A 16,423-nucleotide genomic window follows, 5' to 3' on the forward strand; every position below is an offset into this window, starting at 1 on the left:
CACATCGCGTCCGCGGGTGCGGGACTGGTCCGCGGCGGGCGCCCGCCTCAGAGCGGGCTGGTGAGGACGATCGTGAGCCGGTCGAGCCGCATCTGGCCCACGGCCGGTGCCGTGCGCTGGATGCCGAGGTCGAGGGCGAGCTGCTTGGCCGCGCGCTCGAGGCGCTCGGGGAAGAACACGGTGTTGCCGGACACGGTGCCGTACCAGTTGTCGGTGCCGACGACCTTCCAACCCGCGTCGGTGGCCTGCGTGCCGACGCTGCCGGCCAGCCCGGTGATGCCGGAGTTGTTGTAGACCTCGACGAAGACGCGGTCGCGCTCGATCGGCTTCGGCTTCGGCTTCTCCCTGCCGGGCTTCCTGGACGGCTCGGCGCTCGGGGTCTCGCTCGGCGTCGACTGCACCGTGGTCGCGACGTCGCGCTCGTCGGGCTCGACGCCGCGGGTGACGAAGAAGGCGATCGCGGCCATGGCGACCGCGACGATGCTCAGGACGACGACCGGCGAGGGGAAGACCACGCCGCGCTGCGTGGGGCGGTCGCTCATGCCTAGAGCTCGAACCCGAGTCGGCGGGCGGAGCGCTGGCGCTGCCGCTCGGAGCGCAGCCGGCGCAGCCGGCGGACCAGGAGCGGGTCGGCGGCGATGGCCTCGGGACGGTCGATGAGGGCGTTGAGGACCTGGTAGTAGCGGGTCGAGCTCATGTCGAACTTCTCCCGGACCGCGCTCTCCTTGGCCCCCGCGAACTTCCACCACTGTCGCTCGAACGCGAGGATCTCACGGTCGCGGTCGCTCAGCGTCCCGGCGGCCTCCTGGCCGTTCGGGTCGCCGGACTCGTCGTGCCGCTGGGCTTCCATCGCTACATCTCCCGCGAGGTCGTCGCATGTCTGTCGACGCCACTGTAGACGGCGAATCACACCCGTGTCATTCGCACCGCCGAACCGGCGCCCGCGAACGTCCTAGGCTGGGGCGATGACCCACGACGGCACCGCCGACCGCCCCGTGCGCTGGGGCATCCTGGCCACCGGCAAGATCGCCCGCAAGTTCGCCGCCGACCTCGCCCTCGTGCCGGACGCCGAGCTGGTGGCGGTCGGCTCGCGCTCGGCCGGCTCCGCGGAGTCGTTCGCCGCGGAGCACGGCGCCCCCGGCTGTCGCGCGCACGCGTCCTACGAGGCGCTGGTCGCGGACCCCGACGTCGACGTCGTCTACGTCGCGAGCCCGCACGCGCTGCACCTCGAGCACGCCCGGCTGGCCTTCGAGGCCGGCAAGCACGTGCTGTGCGAGAAGCCGCTCGCGGTCACCGCGGCCGACGCCGAGGCGATCGTGGCGCTGGCCCGCCGGCACGACCGGTTCCTCATGGAGGCCATGTGGACCGCCTGCCACCCCGTGGTGCGGGCCGTGGCCGCCGGGCTGCGCGAGCGGCGCTTCGGCACCCCGCGGCAGTGGCACGCCGAGCTCGGCTTCGTCGTCGACACCGACGCCCTGGCCCCCGACGACCGGCTCCTCGACCCGGCCCTCGGCGCCGGCGCGATGCTCGACATGGGCATCTACCCGCTCACGACGGCGCACCTGCTCTTCGGGGAGGCCGAGGTCCTCACCGCGGCCGCGGCCGTCTCCGCGAGCGGCATCGACCTCGACATCGCGGTCGCGGGCCGCTACCCGGGCGGCGTCGTCGCGACCATGTCGGCGTCGATGACCTCGTGGTCCTCGCGCACCGGCACGATCGCCACCGACCGCGGCCGGATCGACCTCGCCGACTTCCACCACCCGACGCGGGCCACGTTCACGCCGCTCGCCGAGGGCGGTGACGACGGGACCGAGCTCGGCGTGGCGGTCCCGATCGAGGGCACCGAGGCCCTGATCGGCGTCGGGTACGGCAACGAGGCGGCCGAGGTCGGCCGCTGCCTGCGCGCGGGGCTGCGCGAGAGCCCGCTGGTCCCGCACGCGCAGACGCTCACGCTGATGCGGCAGATGGAAGACCTGCTCGCCCAGGTCGGCGTCACCTACCCCTGAGCGCGACCCGCCCCCGGGCCCCGGGGGCGCTAGCCCGCGCGCAGGAACCGGACCACGGCCAGCACCCGACGGTGCGCGGCGTCGTCGTCGGGGGTGAGCCCGAGCTTGGCGAAGATCCGCTGCGTGTGCTTCTCGACCGCACCCGGGGTCACGGTGAGCGCTGCGGCGACCGCGGCGTTCGAGCGCCCCTCGGCCATCAGCGCCAGCACCTCGCGCTCGCGCGGCGTGAGCGCCCCGAGCGGGTCCTGGCGGCGCCCCATCAGCTGGCGCACCACGAGCGGGTCGAGCACCGTGCCGCCCCGCGACACCGTGGCCAGCGCGGCGAGGAACTCCTCGACGTCGCCGACCCGGTCCTTGAGCAGGTAGCCGGTGCCGCCCTGGTCGGCCGGGCCGGAGGCGAGCAGGTCGTCGGCGTACGACACCTCCACGTACTGCGACAGCACCATGATCCGCGCGGCCGGCCAGCCGCGGCGGACCTCGACGGCGGCCCGCAGGCCCTCGTCGGTGTGCGACGGCGGCATCCGGACGTCGACGAGCGCGAGGTCCGGGCGGTGCTCCAGCGCCGCCGCGACGAACGCCGGGCCGTCGCCGACCGCCGCGAGCACCTCGTGGCCGGCCTCGGCGAGCAGCAGCTGCAGGCCCTCGCGCAGCAGCACCGAGTCGTCGGCGAGCACGATGCCGAGCCGGTGCGGGGACGACGGGGACCGCGGCGTCGAGGAGGTCATGGCCGAGCATCATCCCCGGCCGGGAGCGTGGCCCGCAGCACGGTCGGGCCGCCGGGCGGCGAGTCGACGTCCAGCGTGCCCTCGACACCGGCCAGCCGCTGGGCCAGACCCGCGAGGCCGGAGCCCTTCGCGACGTGGGCGCCGCCCGCGCCGTCGTCCTGGACGACGACCGCGACCCGGCCCCCGGCGTGGGTGACGGCGAGCGCGGCCCGCTGCGCGCCGCTGTGCTTGGCGATGTTGGTGAACGCCTCGGCGACGACGAAGTAGACGGTCGTCTCCACGTGCGGCGGCAGCCGGTCGGGGATCTCGACGTGGGAGGCGACGGGGACGGTCGCGCGCTGGAGCTGCTCCTCCAGCGCGACCCGCAGGCCCCGGTCGACGAGCAGCGGCGGCGCGATCCCCCGGGACAGCGCGCGCAGCTCGCCCACCGTGTCGCGAGCCTGCTGCAGCGCCTCGTCGAGGATGGCGGCGGCCCGGTCGGGGTCCTGCGCGAGCTGCCGGCGGGCCCGGCCGAGGTCCATCGTCAGCCGCACCAGGCGCTGCTGCGGGCCGTCGTGGATGTCGCGCTCGAGCCGGCGCAGCGAGTCGGCCTCGGCCAGGCGCGCCGAGGTCCGGCTGTCGGCGACCTGGCGCACCTCCGACTGCAGCCGGGCCCGGCTGGACAGGAGCGTGTCGGCGACGCCGGCGTGCACCGCGGCGCAGGCCCGCACCACCAGCGGCAGCGTGACCAGGGCGACCAGGCCGACGCCGAGCTGGAGCAGGCTCTCGTCGCGCCGGCCCTCGCCCCACCCGACCAGCTCCACCAGCCCGGACGTGTCGCCCTCCGGCAGCCACTGCTGCCAGAACCAGTACGTCAGGCCGTTCGCGACCGCGGCCCACCAGGCCGCCGCGAGGCAGGAGCCGGCCAGACCGGTGACGAAGCCGACCAGGCCCCACAGCACGTCGAGCCACGACTGCGGGTCGCGCAGCGGCGTCAGCAGCCGGCGCACGGGGCCCGAGCCGGCCGGCGCGACCAGGTACGTCGGCAGCGGCGCCGGGCGTCCCTGGAGGGTGCGCAGCTGGCTGCGCTGGACGTGGGCCAGGCCGCGCGAGAGCAGCACGGTGCCGACGAGCACGGCCAGCCCGACCCAGACGACCAGCAGGCCGAGCCCGGCGGCCAGGCCGGCGACGCTGACGCAGAGACCGACCACCCCGAGCACCAGACCCGAGGCCAGGTACGCGGTGTCGCGCACCAGGCGGCGCACGACACCGGGGCGCGCCGGGGCGACCGGGCGCCCGGCCCGCGGCTCGACGGACCGCGCCGGCGTCACGGGCGCGGGCGCGGGATCGGTCGGGGGCTGCGTCGGGGGCTGGGTCACGGTCGGGGTCATGTCCTCATGCTCGTGCCGTCACGAGCCGTGCGCGATCCTGCCACCACCCGTAGCGGTGTCGGGCTGGCCCGACAGCACGACCTAGGGTGCAGGGATGCCCGCCGACCTCGTCATCGTCGCCAACCGTCTGCCGGTCGACCGGGTCACCCAGCCCGACGGGACGCAGGGCTGGCGCCCGTCGCCGGGCGGTCTGGTCACCGCGATCGAGCCGGTCATGCGGGCCAACGACGGCACCTGGATCGGCTGGCCCGGAGGCCCCTCCGAGGACGCCGACGCGGGCGACCTCGACCCGTTCGAGGCCGACGGCCTGCAGCTGGTCCCGATCGGGCTGACCGCCGAGGAGATCGAGCTCTTCTACGAGGGGTTCTCGAACGCCACGATCTGGCCGATCTACCACGACCTGGTCGCCAAGCCGGAGTTCCACCGCGAGTGGTGGGACAGCTACGTCAAGGTCAACGAGAAGTACGCGGCCAAGGCGGCGTCGGTCGCCGCCGAGGGCGCGACCGTGTGGGTCCACGACTACCAGCTGCAGCTGGTGCCGCAGATGCTCCGCGAGCTGCGACCCGACCTCCGCATCGGCTTCTACCTGCACATCCCGTTCCCGCCGGCCGAGCTGTTCCAGCAGCTGCCCTGGCGCCGCCAGCTCCTCGAGGGCCTGCTCGGCGCCGACCTGGTCGGCTTCCAGCTGCCCGGCGGCGCGGCGAACTTCGTCCGGCTCGTGCGGCAGCGCGTCGGCCACAAGACCCACCGTGACCTCGTGTACCTGCCCGACGGGCGCACCGTGCGGGCCGCCGCCTTCCCCATCTCCATCGACGCCGCCGGCTTCGAGGCCCTGGCCAGCGACGAGGCCGTCGTGGCCCGCGCGGCCGAGATCCGCGAGGCGCTGGGCAGCCCGCGCCGGATCTTCCTCGGCATCGACCGCCTCGACTACACCAAGGGCATCTACGCCCGGCTGCGCGCCTACGCCGAGCTCATCGAGACCGGTGAGCTCGACGTCGAGGACGCCGTCTTCGTGCAGGTCGCGGTGCCCTCGCGCGAGCAGGTCGAGCAGTACCGCATCCTGCGCGACGAGATCGACCGGCTCGTCGGCCGCATCAACGGCGACCTGGGACGGATCGGCCGCCCGGCGATCAGCTACCTCCACAGCAGCTACCCGCGCGAGGAGATGGCCGCGCTCTACACGGCCGCCGACGTCATGGTGGTGACCCCCTACCGCGACGGCATGAACCTGGTCGCCAAGGAGTACGTCGCCTGTCGCACCGGCGACGACGGTGCCCTGGTGCTCTCGGAGTTCGCCGGGGCCGCCGACGAGCTGCGCCAGGCCTGGCTGGTGAACCCCTACGACATCAACGGCATGAAGGCCGCGCTGCTCGAGGCCTACCGGGCCGACGGCAAGGAGCTGACCCGCCGGATGAAGGCGATGCGCCGCACGATCAAGAAGCACGACGTCGCCGCGTGGGCCGATGCGTTCATGACCGAGCTGGCCGACGTCGAGCACAGCACCCACGCCAAGAGCGTGCGGGCCGTCGGGCGCTCGTGACGAGCCGCACCACCTGGGACGACGTCGTGCTGATGTGCGACGACGCCGTCACCTCGGTGCCGGTCGAGGACGCCGGCGACGCCCTGGTCGACGTCGCGGGGGTGCTCGCCTTCACCGGCGCGACCGTCGCGGCCCGCCACGTTCGCCGTCCGGTGCTCGACCGCCTGCTCGACGCCGCCGCCGCCCTGCCGTCCGACCTGCGCCTGGCCCTCAACGAGGGCTACCGACCGCCGGCGCTGCAGCGCCACTACTTCGAGCGCTACGCCGCCCGCCTCGGCACCGAGCGGCCCACCGACGACGCCGCGACGATCCACCGGCTCGCGAGCCGCTTCATCTCCCCGCCCGCGGTCGCGCCCCACACGGCCGGGGCCGCGGTCGACGTGGTGCTCACGACGCCCGGCGGCGAGGTCCTCGACGTCGGCTGCCCGCTCGACGCCAGCCCCGAGGAGAGCGGCGGGCGCTGCTACACCGCCCACCCCGACGTCACCGGCGACGCCCTGCTCCTGCGCCGCGAGCTGGTGGGCGCGATGAGCGGGGCGGGACTGGTGAACTACCCGACCGAGTGGTGGCACTGGTCCTACGGCGACCGCTACTGGGCCCAGGCCACCGGTGCCCCGCACGCGCTGTTCGGCGCGACCGGGTTCGATCCCGCCGACGGCGGGTAGGACCCGCTCGTGCCCGAGCAGCCCCCACCCCCGCCGTCCGGCAGCTCCGACCCGACCCAGGTGCCGGGGTCGGGCTCACCGTGGGGCAGCGCGCCGCCGCCCGACCTCGGCAAGCCGGCCGGTCCGCCTCCCCCGGGTCGCCCCCCGCAGGGCCCGCCGCCCGCGGGCGCCCCGCCCACGCAGGTCGGCGCACCCGGCTACCCCGGCTACCCGCCGGCGGGCGCCCAGCCGCCGTGGGCCTCCTACCCCTCCGGCCCGTCGTACGCCGGCCCGTCCGGCCCGTCCGGGCCCTACGGACCCTCGGGTCCGTGGCAGCCGGGCCCGCCCCAGGGTCCCCGCCGGCGCACCGGCCTCCTCGCGGTCGTCGGCGTCGTGCTGGCCGTCCTGCTGACCGCGGGCACCGCCCTCGGCGTCAGCCTGCTGCGCGACGACGACCAGGGCTCCGACGCCGGCGACGACCCGACCGGCACGCCGACCAGCAGCACGTCGTCCGAGCCCACGGAGCCCACCGAGCCGACCGAGCCGACGGAACCCACCGAGCCGACCGAGCCCACGGAGCCGACCGAGCCGACCACGCCCCCGGTGCCGACGTCGCCGCCGGCACCCACCTCGCCGCCCGCGCCGAGCGACCCCGTCGACCCGCCCGCGGGTGACCCGTTCAGCTACCAGGAGTACGCGACGGACTGGGAGTTCCAGTTCCCCGGGAGCCCGAGGCTCGAGGCGGCCTTCAAGAAGGGCTGGGACTACGACAGCTGCGCCGGCGTCGAGAACGACGCCGCCCTCACCTCCCTCGGCTGCCGGCGTGCCTCCCAGTGGACCTACCGCGCCCTCGGCGGCGACCTCGCCCTCTCGCACGTCGTGCTGACGATGAAGGACGCCAAGGCCGCCGCCCGGGCCATCGACGACGAGCTCATCGAGGAGGAGTCCTGGAGGCTCGAGGACGCCGCCTTCCTCACCGGCAAGCCCGGCGCGTGGCGGGCCAACAACATCAACGAGTTCATCGTCATCAGCGTCGAGACCCACCAGCAGGGCGTGCCGGCGAAGAAGGCGGCCGACTACCTGCGCTACGGCAACGCCGACATCATCGGCGCCCTCGGCTTCCGGTTCTGACCGGGCGGTCGGTGGGCCGGGGTACGTTGCCAACGTGGACCTCATCCCCAAGCCCGACCAGGTCGTCTCGGCGGCGGGCAACCTCGCGCACACGGTCCTGTACGGCGGGCTGGCCGACCTCCGGCCGATGCCGCGCACGCTGATCGACGACGGCACCCTGCGCGAGGTCTACCACTACCGGCCGGCGGCCCGGGTGCTCGAGCAGGGCGACCCCGTCCTGCTGGTGACCCCCCTGGCCGCCCCCGCGCTCTGCTACGACCTGCGCCGCGGCTGCTCGCTGGTCGAACACCTGGTCACCGAGGGCCGGCCGACCTACCTCGTCGAGTACGGCCCGGTGTCGTTCCGCGACCGCAACCTCGGCATGGAGCACTGGATCGAGGAGGTCGTCCCGGCCGCCGTCCGGGCCACGTCCGCGCACGCCGGTGGACGCCCGGTCCACGTCGTCGGCTGGAGCCTCGGCGGGCTGTTCACGCTGCTCGCCGCCGCCGCCGACCAGGAGCTGCCGATCGCCTCCGTCACCGTCCTCGGGGCGCCGGTCGACGTCAGCCAGGTCCCGCTCGTCGCACCGCTGCGGCCGCTCCTCGACGTCGCCCACGGCCACGGCCTGGTCACCCGGGCCTACCGCGTCCTCGGTGGGGCGCCCACCCCCCTCGTGCGGTGGGCCTACCAGCTGTCGTCGTTCCAGAAGCTCGTCACCAAGCCGCTCGCGAAGGCCACCCGCTACGACGACGCCGACTTCCTCGCCCAGATCCAGGCCGTCGACCGGTTCACGGCGGGGATGACCGCCTACCCCGGTCGCACGTTCGGCCAGCTCTACCACCGCTTCGTCAAGGGCAACGCCCTCGTGACGGGCGTCCTCGACGTCGGCGGCCGGGAGGTCGCCCTCGCCGACGTCACCGTGCCCGTGCTCGTCCTCGCCGGCGCGACCGACGGGATCGCGCCGGTCGGCGCGGTCAAGGCGGTCGTGCCGCTGCTGACCGGCTCGCCCGAGGTCCAGTTCGAGATCGTGCCCGGCGGCCACCTCGGCATGCTCACCGGCCGCGCCGCGCGTGGCTCCACGTGGGCCGTCCTCGACGACTGGCTCGGCCAGTGGTCCGGCGCCGGCGACGAGCCGGTGCCGCCGGCCCCCTCCGACGACGACCCCTCCGACGACGTCCCCATCGGGACGTCGCGGCGCCGCACCCACGGCTCGGGGGCATCGCGCTCGCTCGCCCCCTGAGGCCCGGCCGGGCCCGGTCGGGCCCGCTCCGGCACCGAGGGATACCCCGGTTTCGCGACGGCAGCGGGTCGCGGAGGGTGGAGCACACCGCCCTCGACCGGAAGGACCGACCCATGCCCCGCCTGCGCGCGGCCCTCGCCGCCCTCGCCCTCACCACGACCGGCATCGTCGGCGTCGGCGCCGCCACGTCGGCACCCGCGCACGCCGACGAGTGCTACTCCTGGAGCGGCAGCCTGGCCGAAGGGGCGAGCGGACCCGAGGTCGCCGAGCTCCAGACGCGGGTCGCCGGCTGGATCGGCGACGGCACCAACATGGCCATCGACGGCCAGTTCGGCCCGCAGACCACCCGCGCGGTCCAGGGGTTCCAGTCCGCGCACGGCCTGGCCGCGGACGGCGTCGCCGGCCAGGCCACCTTCGAGGCGATCTACGAGCTGCAGAACGCCGACTGCTCGACCGCCCACTTCTCCTGGGCCGAGGTCAGCCAGAACTGCGGCGCCGGCGGGTTCGCGGGCGGCTCGGTCGACGAGGCCACGGTCAAGGAGAACCTGGAGCGCTCGATGTGGCGCGCCGAGGCGCTGCGGCACCGGCTCGGGAACCACCCGCTCACCGTCACCGACGGCTTCCGGTCGGCGTCGTGCGACGTCGCGGTCGGCGGCAGCGGCTCGGGCCAGCACACCTACGGCAACGCCCTGGACCTGGTCGGCCACGACTTCTGCAGCATGGCGCAGACCGCCACCACCACCGGCTACGGCGGCATCCTCGGTCCCGGCTTCCCCGACCACGACGACCACGTGCACGTCGACCTGCGCTCCCCGTCGTACTGGTCCGCCCCGAGCTGCGGCGTCTGAGCCGCGACCCACTGGCGACGCCGTCCGTCCACGAGTGGGGGCGGGCGGCGTCGTCGTCGTCGTCCTGGGGCGAGGGAAACCTCCGTACCGGCGCGGTGCCGCCCGGTGGAGGGTGGGAGCACCGCACCCCCCACGGAAGGACGACCTCCATGCCCCGTCTCCGCTCCCTGCTCGCCGCCCTGGCCCTCACCCTGCCCGGGGCCGTCGTCGTCACGGCGGCCACCACCGCGCCCGCCCACGCCGACGAGTGCTACTCCTGGACCAGGAACCTGTCCTCGGGCGCGAGCGGCGCCGACGTCGCCGAACTCCAGGTGCGGGTCGCCGGGTGGGCCGGCTACGGCGTCAACATGGGCATCGACGGCAGCTACGGCCCCCAGACGGTCGCGGCGGTCCGCAACTTCCAGTCCGCCCACGGCCTGGGCCCCGACGGGGTCGCGGGGCCGGCGACGTACGCCAAGATCTACGCCCTCCAGGACGCCGACTGCACCCCGGCGCACTTCTCCTACGCCGAGGTCGACGGCGGCTGCGGCGCCGGGGGCTACAGCGGTGGCTCCGTGCCGGCGGCCCAGGTCAAGGAGAACCTCAAGCGGGCGATGTGGCGCGCCGAGGCCCTGCGCCAGCGGATGGGCAACGTGCCGCTCACGGTGACGTCGGGGTTCCGGTCGCAGGCCTGCGACCGCCAGGTCGGCGGCAGCGGCACCGGCCAGCACACCTACGGCAACGCGATCGACCTCGTCGGTGCCTCGTTCTGCTCGCTCGCGCAGAACGCCCGCTCGAACGGCTTCGGCGGCATCTACGGCCCCGGCTACCCCGGCCACGACGACCACGTGCACGTCGACATCCGGGCCGGTCGCAGCTGGAGCGCCCCGACCTGCGGCATCTGACCTCGGTCGCGGCGCTGCCCCTCTAGTCTGCAGCGGGTGACCTCCGCGACCCCGGTCGGCTCCGCGCCGGCACCGCTGGCCCGCTCGGTCCGGGTGGGCTACGGCATGGGCTCGGTGGCCACGGGCGCGTTCGGCACCGTGCCGGGCCTGATGCTGCTGCCCTACCTCACCGACACCCTCGGGGTGGCCGCCGTGCTCGCCGGGCTGGTCGTCGTCCTGCCGAAGGCGTGGGACGTCGTGCTGAACCCGGTCGCCGGGCGGATCAGCGACCGCACCGTCGATCCGCGCGGCGCGCGGCGGCCGTGGCTGCTCCGGGCGGGGATCGCGCTGGCGGCCGGCTTCGCGCTGCTCTTCGCCGGGCCCGACCTGGACTCCCGCGTCCTGGAGACGACCTGGGTGCTGGTGGTGTTCCTGGCCTGCGCCTCGGCCTACGCCTTCTTCCAGGTGCCGTTCGTCGCGATGCCGGCCGAGATCACCCAGGACTACGGCGAGCGCACCCGGCTGATGACGTGGCGGGTCGCGATCCTCGCCCTCACCATCCTGCTGGCCGGCGCCACCGCCCCGGTGATCCGCGACGCGGTGGGCGGGCGCGACGGCTACCGGGTGATGGGGCTGGTCATGGCCGGGCTGATCCTGGTCGGCGTCGTCGGCGCCTACCGCGGCACCCGCCGGGCACCGATCGGCGCGGTCGACCCCGGGCCGGGCACGCTGCGCGACCAGCTGCGGGTCGTCGCCGGCGCCCGCGACTTCCGGCTGCTCCTGACGACGTTCGTGCTGCAGGCCCTGGCCACCGGCTGCATGCTGGCCGGCGTCGACTACCTCGCCGGCGACGTCCTGGGCCGCGACCGCTCCGCGACCGTCCTCTTCGTCTGCTTCGTGGGTCCCGCGCTGCTGCTGACGCCGGTCTGGTCGGCGGTCGGCGCGCGCGTCGGCAAGCGGCGGGCCTACACCGCCGCCTCGCTCGTGCTGGCCCTCGGCGCCGCGGTCGCGGCGACCGCGCAGGTCGCCCCCACCGCGGCCGTCTTCGCCGCGGTCGCGCTGGTCGGGGTGGGCTACGCCGGCTGCCAGGTCTTCCCGCTCGCGATGCTCCCCGACGTGGCGGCCGCCGACGCCCGCACCACCGGCGAGAACCGGGCCGGCGTCTACACCGGCGTCTGGACCGCCGGGGAGACCCTCGGCCTGGCTCTGGGGCCGGGGCTCTTCGCGCTCGTGCTCGCCCTCGGCGACTACCGTTCCGGCACGACCGGCGACGTCGCCCAGCCCGACAGCGCCGTCACCGCGATCACGCTGGGCTTCTCGGTTCTGCCCGCCGTGCTCGTCGTGGCGAGCCTGTGGTGGCTGGCGCGCTACCGCCTCGACGACGAGCTCGACCAGCAGACCGCCCACCCGCAGGAGAGCGCATGACCACCGACCAGACCGACCACCCCGTCGCCGAGGACGGCGTCCTGGCCCGGCTCCGGACGCTGCAGGCCGCCGACCTGCCCGTGCACGGCGGGCGCACCCTCGCCTACGTCTACGACTCCGGGCTGGCCGACGTCGACCGCGTGGGCCGCGAGGCGGTGGCGGCGTTCGCCGGGTCGAACGGGCTCGACCCCACGGCGTTCCCGAGCCTGCTGGCGATGGAGAACGACCTGGTCGGCTTCGCCGCCGGCCTGCTCGACGCACCCGACACCGTCGTCGGGACGATCACCTCCGGCGGCACCGAGTCGGTGCTGCTCGCCGTGCAGGGCGCGCGCGACGCCCACCCGGACGTCGTGCGCCCGGCGATGGTGCTGCCCGACACCGCGCACGCGGCCTTCCACAAGGCGGCGCACTACTTCGGCGTCGAGGCCGTGCTCGTGCCGGTGGGCGCCGACTTCCGGGCCGACGTCGCCGCCACGGCGCGGGCGCTGGACGGGCTCGGCGACCGCGCGGTGCTCGTGGTGGCCAGCGCGCCGTCCTACGCCCACGGCGTCGTCGACCCGGTCACCGAGCTCGCCGCCCTGGCGGCCGGGCGCGGCCTGCGGTGCCACGTCGATGCCTGCATCGGCGGCTGGGTGCTCCCCTACGCCGCCCGGCTCGGCCGTGACGTCGCGCCGTGGACCTTCGCCGTCGACGGGGTCACGTCGATCTCGGTCGACCTCCACAAGTACGCCTACGCCCCCAAGGGCGCCTCGCTCCTGCTGCACCGCACCCCGGCGCTGCGGCGCGCGCAGTACTTCGCCAGCGCGGCCTGGCCGGGTTACACGATGCTGAACTCGACGCTGCAGTCGACCAGGTCGGGCGGCCCGCTGGCCGGTGCCTGGGCGGTCGTCGAGTCGATCGGGGACGCCGGCTACGAGCGCCTCTCCCGGGAGGTCCTCGCGGCCGTCGACACCATCGTGGCCGGCGTCGCCGCGGTTCCCGGGCTGCGCGTGGTCGTGGAGCCCGACTCGACGCTGGTGGCGCTCGCCACCGACGAGACGCTCGACCCGTTCACGCTGTGCGACGAGATGGCCGTCCGCGGCTGGTACGTGCAGCCCCAGATGTCCCACGCCGGCCACCCCGCGACGGTGCACCTGTCGGTCAGCGCGGCCACCCGGCCGCACGTGCCCGAGCTCCTCACCGCCCTCGCCGAGGCGACCGCGGCGGCCCGGGCCGCCGGGCCGGTCGTCGTGGACGCCGGCGTCGCGGCCTTCGTCACGGCCCTCGACCCGGCCGGGATCAGCGACGACGACTTCGACGGCCTGCTCGCGGCCGCGGGGCTGATCGGCGAGAGCGCCGACGGCGGGCTCGCGCTCCCGACCCGGATGGCCGAGGTCAACGCCCTGCTCGACCTCGCCGCCCCCGCGCTGCGCGAGGCCGTGCTCGTCGCGTTCCTCGACCGGCTCCAGCGCCCGACGCGGCTCCCCGGCCGCCGCTGAGCCGCCGCCGGGCCGCCGCCGAGCCGCCGCCGGTAGCGTCGGCGGCATGGGAGCACTGGCGGGACTCGTCGAGCGTGGACTGATGGCCGCCGACTGGGCGGAGGCCCTCGCGCCGGTGGAGGACCGGGTGGTGCGGCTCGGCGACTTCCTGCGCGAGGAGCTGGCCGCCGGGCGTCCGTACCTGCCGGCCGGTGACGCCGTCTTCCGCGCGTTCCGGGCCCCGCTGGCCGACGTCCGCGTGCTCGTCGTCGGCCAGGACCCCTATCCCACGCCCGGTCACCCGATCGGGCTCAGCTTCGCGGTCGAGCGCGACGTGTGGCCGCTGCCGCGCAGCCTGGTCAACATCTACACCGAGCTCCGGGCCGACCTCGACGTCGTCCCGCCCCGCCACGGCGACCTCACGGCGTGGTCCGACCAGGGCGTGATGCTGCTGAACCGGTCCCTGACCGTGCGGCCGGGCACGCCGGCGTCCCACCGCGGAAAGGGGTGGGAGGAGGTCACCGAGTGCGCCATCCGCGCGCTCGTCGCCCGGGCCGAGTCGGGGCCGCCGTTCGTGGCGATCCTGTGGGGCCGCGACGCCCAGTCCCTGAAGCCGCTGCTCGGGGCGACGCCGGTCGTCGAGTCGGCGCACCCCTCCCCGCTGTCGGCCTCGCGCGGCTTCTTCGGCTCGCGACCGTTCAGCCGGGCCAACGCCCTGCTCGCCGAGCGGGGGGCCGACCCGATCGACTGGTCGCTGGGCGCCCCGGCGGAGGAGCCGACGCCGTAGGGCAGCGCCCCGGGGCCCTCAGCCGGCGGTGATCTCGTCGAGCTCGACCAGGTCGGCCTCGGTGGGCTCCCAGGCCAGGGTCGCGGCGTTGCGGCGCACCTGGTCGCCCGAGCTGACGCCGGCGATGACCGACGCCACGGCGGGCTGGGCGGCCAGCCCCGCGATGGCGACGTCGATCGGTTCGAGGTCGCGGGCGGCGGCGTAGGCCTCCACGGCCTCGATGCGGTCCCAGTCGGCCTCCTCGAGCCACGGCGCGGCGCCGGCCGCGGCCCGCGAGCCGGACGGCGCGGCCTGACCTCGCCGGTACTTGCCGGTGAGCAGGCCGTACTCGAGCGGGAAGAACGGCAGGATGCCGAGGCCGTGCTGCTCGCAGGCCGGGGTCACCTCGTCCTCGACGGTCCGGTCGAGCAGCGAGTAGCGGTTCTGCACGCTGACGAACCGCTCGAGGCCGGCGCTGCGGGCGGTCCAGTCGGCGTCCGCGACCTGCCACCCGGCGAAGTTCGAGCACCCGAGGTAGCCGATCGCGCCCTCGCGGACCAGGTCGGTGAGCACCGACAAGGTCTCCTCGACCGGCGTGGTCGCGTCGGGGGTGTGCAGCTGGTAGAGGTCGATGTGGTCGGTGCGGAGCCGGCGCAGGCTCGCCTCGACCGCGCGGCGCACGTAGCGTCGGGAGGCCCGGACGCCGTGGTCCTCGCCGAGCGCGCCTCGCATGTCCATGCCGAACTTGGTGGCCAGCACGAAGTCGTCGCGGCGCCCGTCGAGCGCCTGGCCCAGCAGCTCCTCGCTGCGGCCCGGCGCGTCGCCGTAGATGTCGGCGGTGTCGAGCAGGGTGACCCCGACGTCGGTCGCGGCGTCGAGGATGCCGCGGACGCCGTCGAGGTCGACCCGACGGCCGAAGGCGTTGCAGCCGAGGCCGACCGCGCTGACCATCAGTCCCGAGTCGCCGAGGGGGCGGTAGTCCATGTCCGTCATGCTCCGACGCTACCCAGCCCCGGTGACGGTGGCACGGTCACACCCAGTAGGTGTCGTGCCGGACCATGAACTCGGCCCGCTGCTCCTCGCTCATCTCCTCACCCCGCGCCAGCGTCTCGAAGTAGTCCTCCCGCGGCCCGCCCGGCGCGAACATCAGCAGCATCGTGGCGTGCCCGCCGCCCCGGAAGCCGTGCACCCCGCCCTCGGGCACGTGGAGGAAGTCGCCGGACCTCGCGGTCGTCCAGTCGCTGCCGTCGAAGAGGCGCACCTCGCCGGAGAGCACGTAGAACTGCTCGGAGATCGAGCGGTGGAAGTGCGGGTCGGGCCCGCTCTCGACCTCGCCGAAGCTCCACCGGTACAGGCCGAAGCGTCCCTCGGTGCGATCCCCGGTGGCGAGGTACTCGCAGGTGCCACCGCCGCGGAAGGTGAGGTCGGCGGGCTCGCCGGCGCGCCGCATCCAGGCCGACACCTCCCCGTCGGTGCCGTGGTAGGTGTCGGGCGGGTAGTGGCGACCGCGGGGCAGCGACATGGGTCCAGGGTGCCACCTCTGGCACGATGGTTCGGTGAAGATCCTGTCGATCCAGTCCTCGGTCGCCTACGGGCACGTCGGCAACTCCGCCGCGGTCTTCCCGCTCCAGCGCCTCGGCCACGAGGTGTGGCCGGTGCTGACGGTGCACTTCTCCAACCACACCGGGTACGGCGCCTGGCGCGGTCCGCTCCTCGACCCCGCCGACGTCCGCGAGGTCATCGCCGGCATCGAGGACCGCGGTGTCCTCGGTACCGCGGACGCCGTCCTGTCCGGCTACCAGGGCGACCCCGCCGTCGGGGCGGTGATCCTCGACGCCGTCGCGCGGGTCAAGGAGCTCAACCCCGACGCCGTCTACTGCTGCGACCCCGTGATGGGCGACCGCGGCCGGGGCATGTTCGTCAAGCCGGGCATCCCGGAGTACATGCGCGACCAGGTGGTCCCCCGCGCCGACGTCGTCACCCCGAACCACTTCGAGCTCGACTTCCTCGCCGGCCGCGAGACCGGCACCCTCGAGGAGGTCCTGGCCGCCGTCGACGTCGTGCGCGCCGCCGGCCCGCGCGACGTCCTGGTGACGTCGGTGCTGCACGGCGACTCCGCGCCCGACACCCTCGACGTCGTCGCCGTCTCCGACGACGGCGCGTGGGCCGTCACGACGCCGCTGCTGCCCATCGCCCCCAACGGGTGCGGCGACGTCACCGCCGCGCTCTACCTGGCCCACCTGCGCAGCACCGGGTCCCCGGCGCGGGCGCTCGAGCTCACGACGTCCGCGGTCTACGCCGTCCTGGAGGCCACGCTGGCCGCGGGCACCCGCGAGATCCAGCTGGTGGCCGCCCAGGACGCCATCGCCTCGACCGAGCCGCGCTTCGCGGCCCGCCGCCTGCGCTGAGCCGAGCCCGGGTCGGGCCTG

Annotated in this window: 17 protein-coding genes; 11 read left to right on the forward strand and 6 right to left on the reverse strand. The window is 75.1% G+C overall.

All coding sequences use genetic code 11. From position 1 onward, the window contains the following. Positions 1-47: 47 nt before the first annotated feature. A complete protein-coding gene (locus tag FE634_RS17250; RefSeq protein ID WP_137293627.1) occupies positions 48-542 on the reverse strand; it encodes a LytR C-terminal domain-containing protein in 495 nt (164 codons plus the stop codon). A gap of 2 nt (positions 543-544) precedes the next feature. Continuing rightward, positions 545-850 (reverse strand): DUF3263 domain-containing protein, encoded by a 306-nt coding sequence (locus tag FE634_RS17255; protein ID WP_137293628.1) that lies wholly within the window; start codon positions 848-850, stop codon positions 545-547. A 115-nt stretch (positions 851-965) separates the two neighbouring features. On the opposite strand from FE634_RS17255, the gene FE634_RS17260 reads away from it, so the two are divergent. Further along, positions 966-2,006, forward strand: coding sequence for a Gfo/Idh/MocA family protein (locus tag FE634_RS17260; protein WP_138876589.1), 1,041 nt, complete (start codon positions 966-968; stop codon positions 2,004-2,006). A 29-nt stretch (positions 2,007-2,035) separates the two neighbouring features. On the opposite strand, the gene FE634_RS17265 is transcribed toward FE634_RS17260, so the two are convergent. Together FE634_RS17265 and FE634_RS17270 are read right to left on the reverse strand one after the other, a co-directional pair. Continuing rightward, positions 2,036-2,731, reverse strand: a complete 696-nt coding sequence (locus tag FE634_RS17265) for a LuxR C-terminal-related transcriptional regulator (protein WP_138876590.1) — start codon at positions 2,729-2,731, stop codon at positions 2,036-2,038. Further along, on the reverse strand, positions 2,728-4,101 hold the full coding sequence (locus FE634_RS17270; protein ID WP_138876591.1) for a sensor histidine kinase: 1,374 nt from the start codon (positions 4,099-4,101) through the stop codon (positions 2,728-2,730). The genes FE634_RS17265 and FE634_RS17270 overlap by 4 nt, the downstream gene beginning before the upstream one ends. 94 nt (positions 4,102-4,195) lie before the next feature. Between FE634_RS17270 and FE634_RS17275 the strand changes: the two genes are divergently transcribed. The 9 genes from FE634_RS17275 (at position 4,196) to FE634_RS17315 (ending at position 14,015) form a co-directional block, all read left to right on the forward strand. Continuing rightward, the gene (locus tag FE634_RS17275) at positions 4,196-5,641 is read left to right on the forward strand and encodes an alpha,alpha-trehalose-phosphate synthase (UDP-forming) (RefSeq protein WP_138876592.1); all 1,446 of its coding nucleotides are present in this window, start codon (positions 4,196-4,198) and stop codon (positions 5,639-5,641) included. Then, on the forward strand, positions 5,638-6,306 hold the full coding sequence (locus tag FE634_RS17280) for a M15 family metallopeptidase (RefSeq protein ID WP_222847608.1): 669 nt from the start codon (positions 5,638-5,640) through the stop codon (positions 6,304-6,306). Before FE634_RS17275 ends, FE634_RS17280 begins: the two co-directional genes overlap by 4 nt. Positions 6,307-6,315: 9 nt before the next feature. Continuing rightward, entirely contained in the window at positions 6,316-7,416 is a 1,101-nt protein-coding gene (locus tag FE634_RS21180) for a hypothetical protein (protein WP_187366739.1), read from the forward strand. A gap of 34 nt (positions 7,417-7,450) precedes the next feature. Next, positions 7,451-8,635 carry an alpha/beta fold hydrolase gene (locus tag FE634_RS17290; protein WP_138876593.1) on the forward strand — a complete coding sequence of 395 codons (1,185 nt, stop codon included), beginning with the start codon at positions 7,451-7,453 and terminating at the stop codon, positions 8,633-8,635. Between the two features lie 113 nt (positions 8,636-8,748). Next, positions 8,749-9,483: a M15 family metallopeptidase gene (locus FE634_RS17295; RefSeq protein WP_138876594.1), complete on the forward strand. Its 735-nt coding sequence runs from the start codon at positions 8,749-8,751 to the stop codon at positions 9,481-9,483. Positions 9,484-9,632: 149 nt separating this feature from the next. Beyond that, a complete protein-coding gene (locus FE634_RS17300; RefSeq protein WP_138876595.1) occupies positions 9,633-10,367 on the forward strand; it encodes a D-Ala-D-Ala carboxypeptidase family metallohydrolase in 735 nt (244 codons plus the stop codon). Between the two features lie 36 nt (positions 10,368-10,403). Further along, entirely contained in the window at positions 10,404-11,771 is a 1,368-nt protein-coding gene (locus FE634_RS17305; protein ID WP_262347465.1) for an MFS transporter, read from the forward strand. Then, a complete protein-coding gene (locus FE634_RS17310) occupies positions 11,768-13,249 on the forward strand; it encodes a pyridoxal phosphate-dependent decarboxylase family protein (protein ID WP_138876596.1) in 1,482 nt (493 codons plus the stop codon). The genes FE634_RS17305 and FE634_RS17310 overlap by 4 nt, the downstream gene beginning before the upstream one ends. A 46-nt stretch (positions 13,250-13,295) precedes the next feature. Further along, positions 13,296-14,015: a uracil-DNA glycosylase gene (locus tag FE634_RS17315; RefSeq protein ID WP_138876597.1), complete on the forward strand. Its 720-nt coding sequence runs from the start codon at positions 13,296-13,298 to the stop codon at positions 14,013-14,015. Between the two features lie 18 nt (positions 14,016-14,033). On the opposite strand, the gene FE634_RS17320 is transcribed toward FE634_RS17315, so the two are convergent. Next, the gene (locus FE634_RS17320) at positions 14,034-14,987 is read right to left on the reverse strand and encodes an aldo/keto reductase (protein WP_222847609.1); all 954 of its coding nucleotides are present in this window, start codon (positions 14,985-14,987) and stop codon (positions 14,034-14,036) included. A 37-nt stretch (positions 14,988-15,024) separates the two neighbouring features. Then, positions 15,025-15,516 (reverse strand): cupin domain-containing protein, encoded by a 492-nt coding sequence (locus FE634_RS17325; RefSeq protein WP_138876598.1) that lies wholly within the window; start codon positions 15,514-15,516, stop codon positions 15,025-15,027. A gap of 34 nt (positions 15,517-15,550) precedes the next feature. On the opposite strand from FE634_RS17325, the gene pdxY reads away from it, so the two are divergent. Further along, positions 15,551-16,402: a pyridoxal kinase PdxY gene (gene pdxY, locus FE634_RS17330; protein ID WP_138876599.1), complete on the forward strand. Its 852-nt coding sequence runs from the start codon at positions 15,551-15,553 to the stop codon at positions 16,400-16,402. The last annotated feature ends 21 nt before the right edge of the window (positions 16,403-16,423 follow it).

Source organism: Nocardioides sp. S-1144, from assembly GCF_005954645.2.
Lineage (GTDB): Bacteria > Actinomycetota > Actinomycetes > Propionibacteriales > Nocardioidaceae > Nocardioides > Nocardioides dongxiaopingii.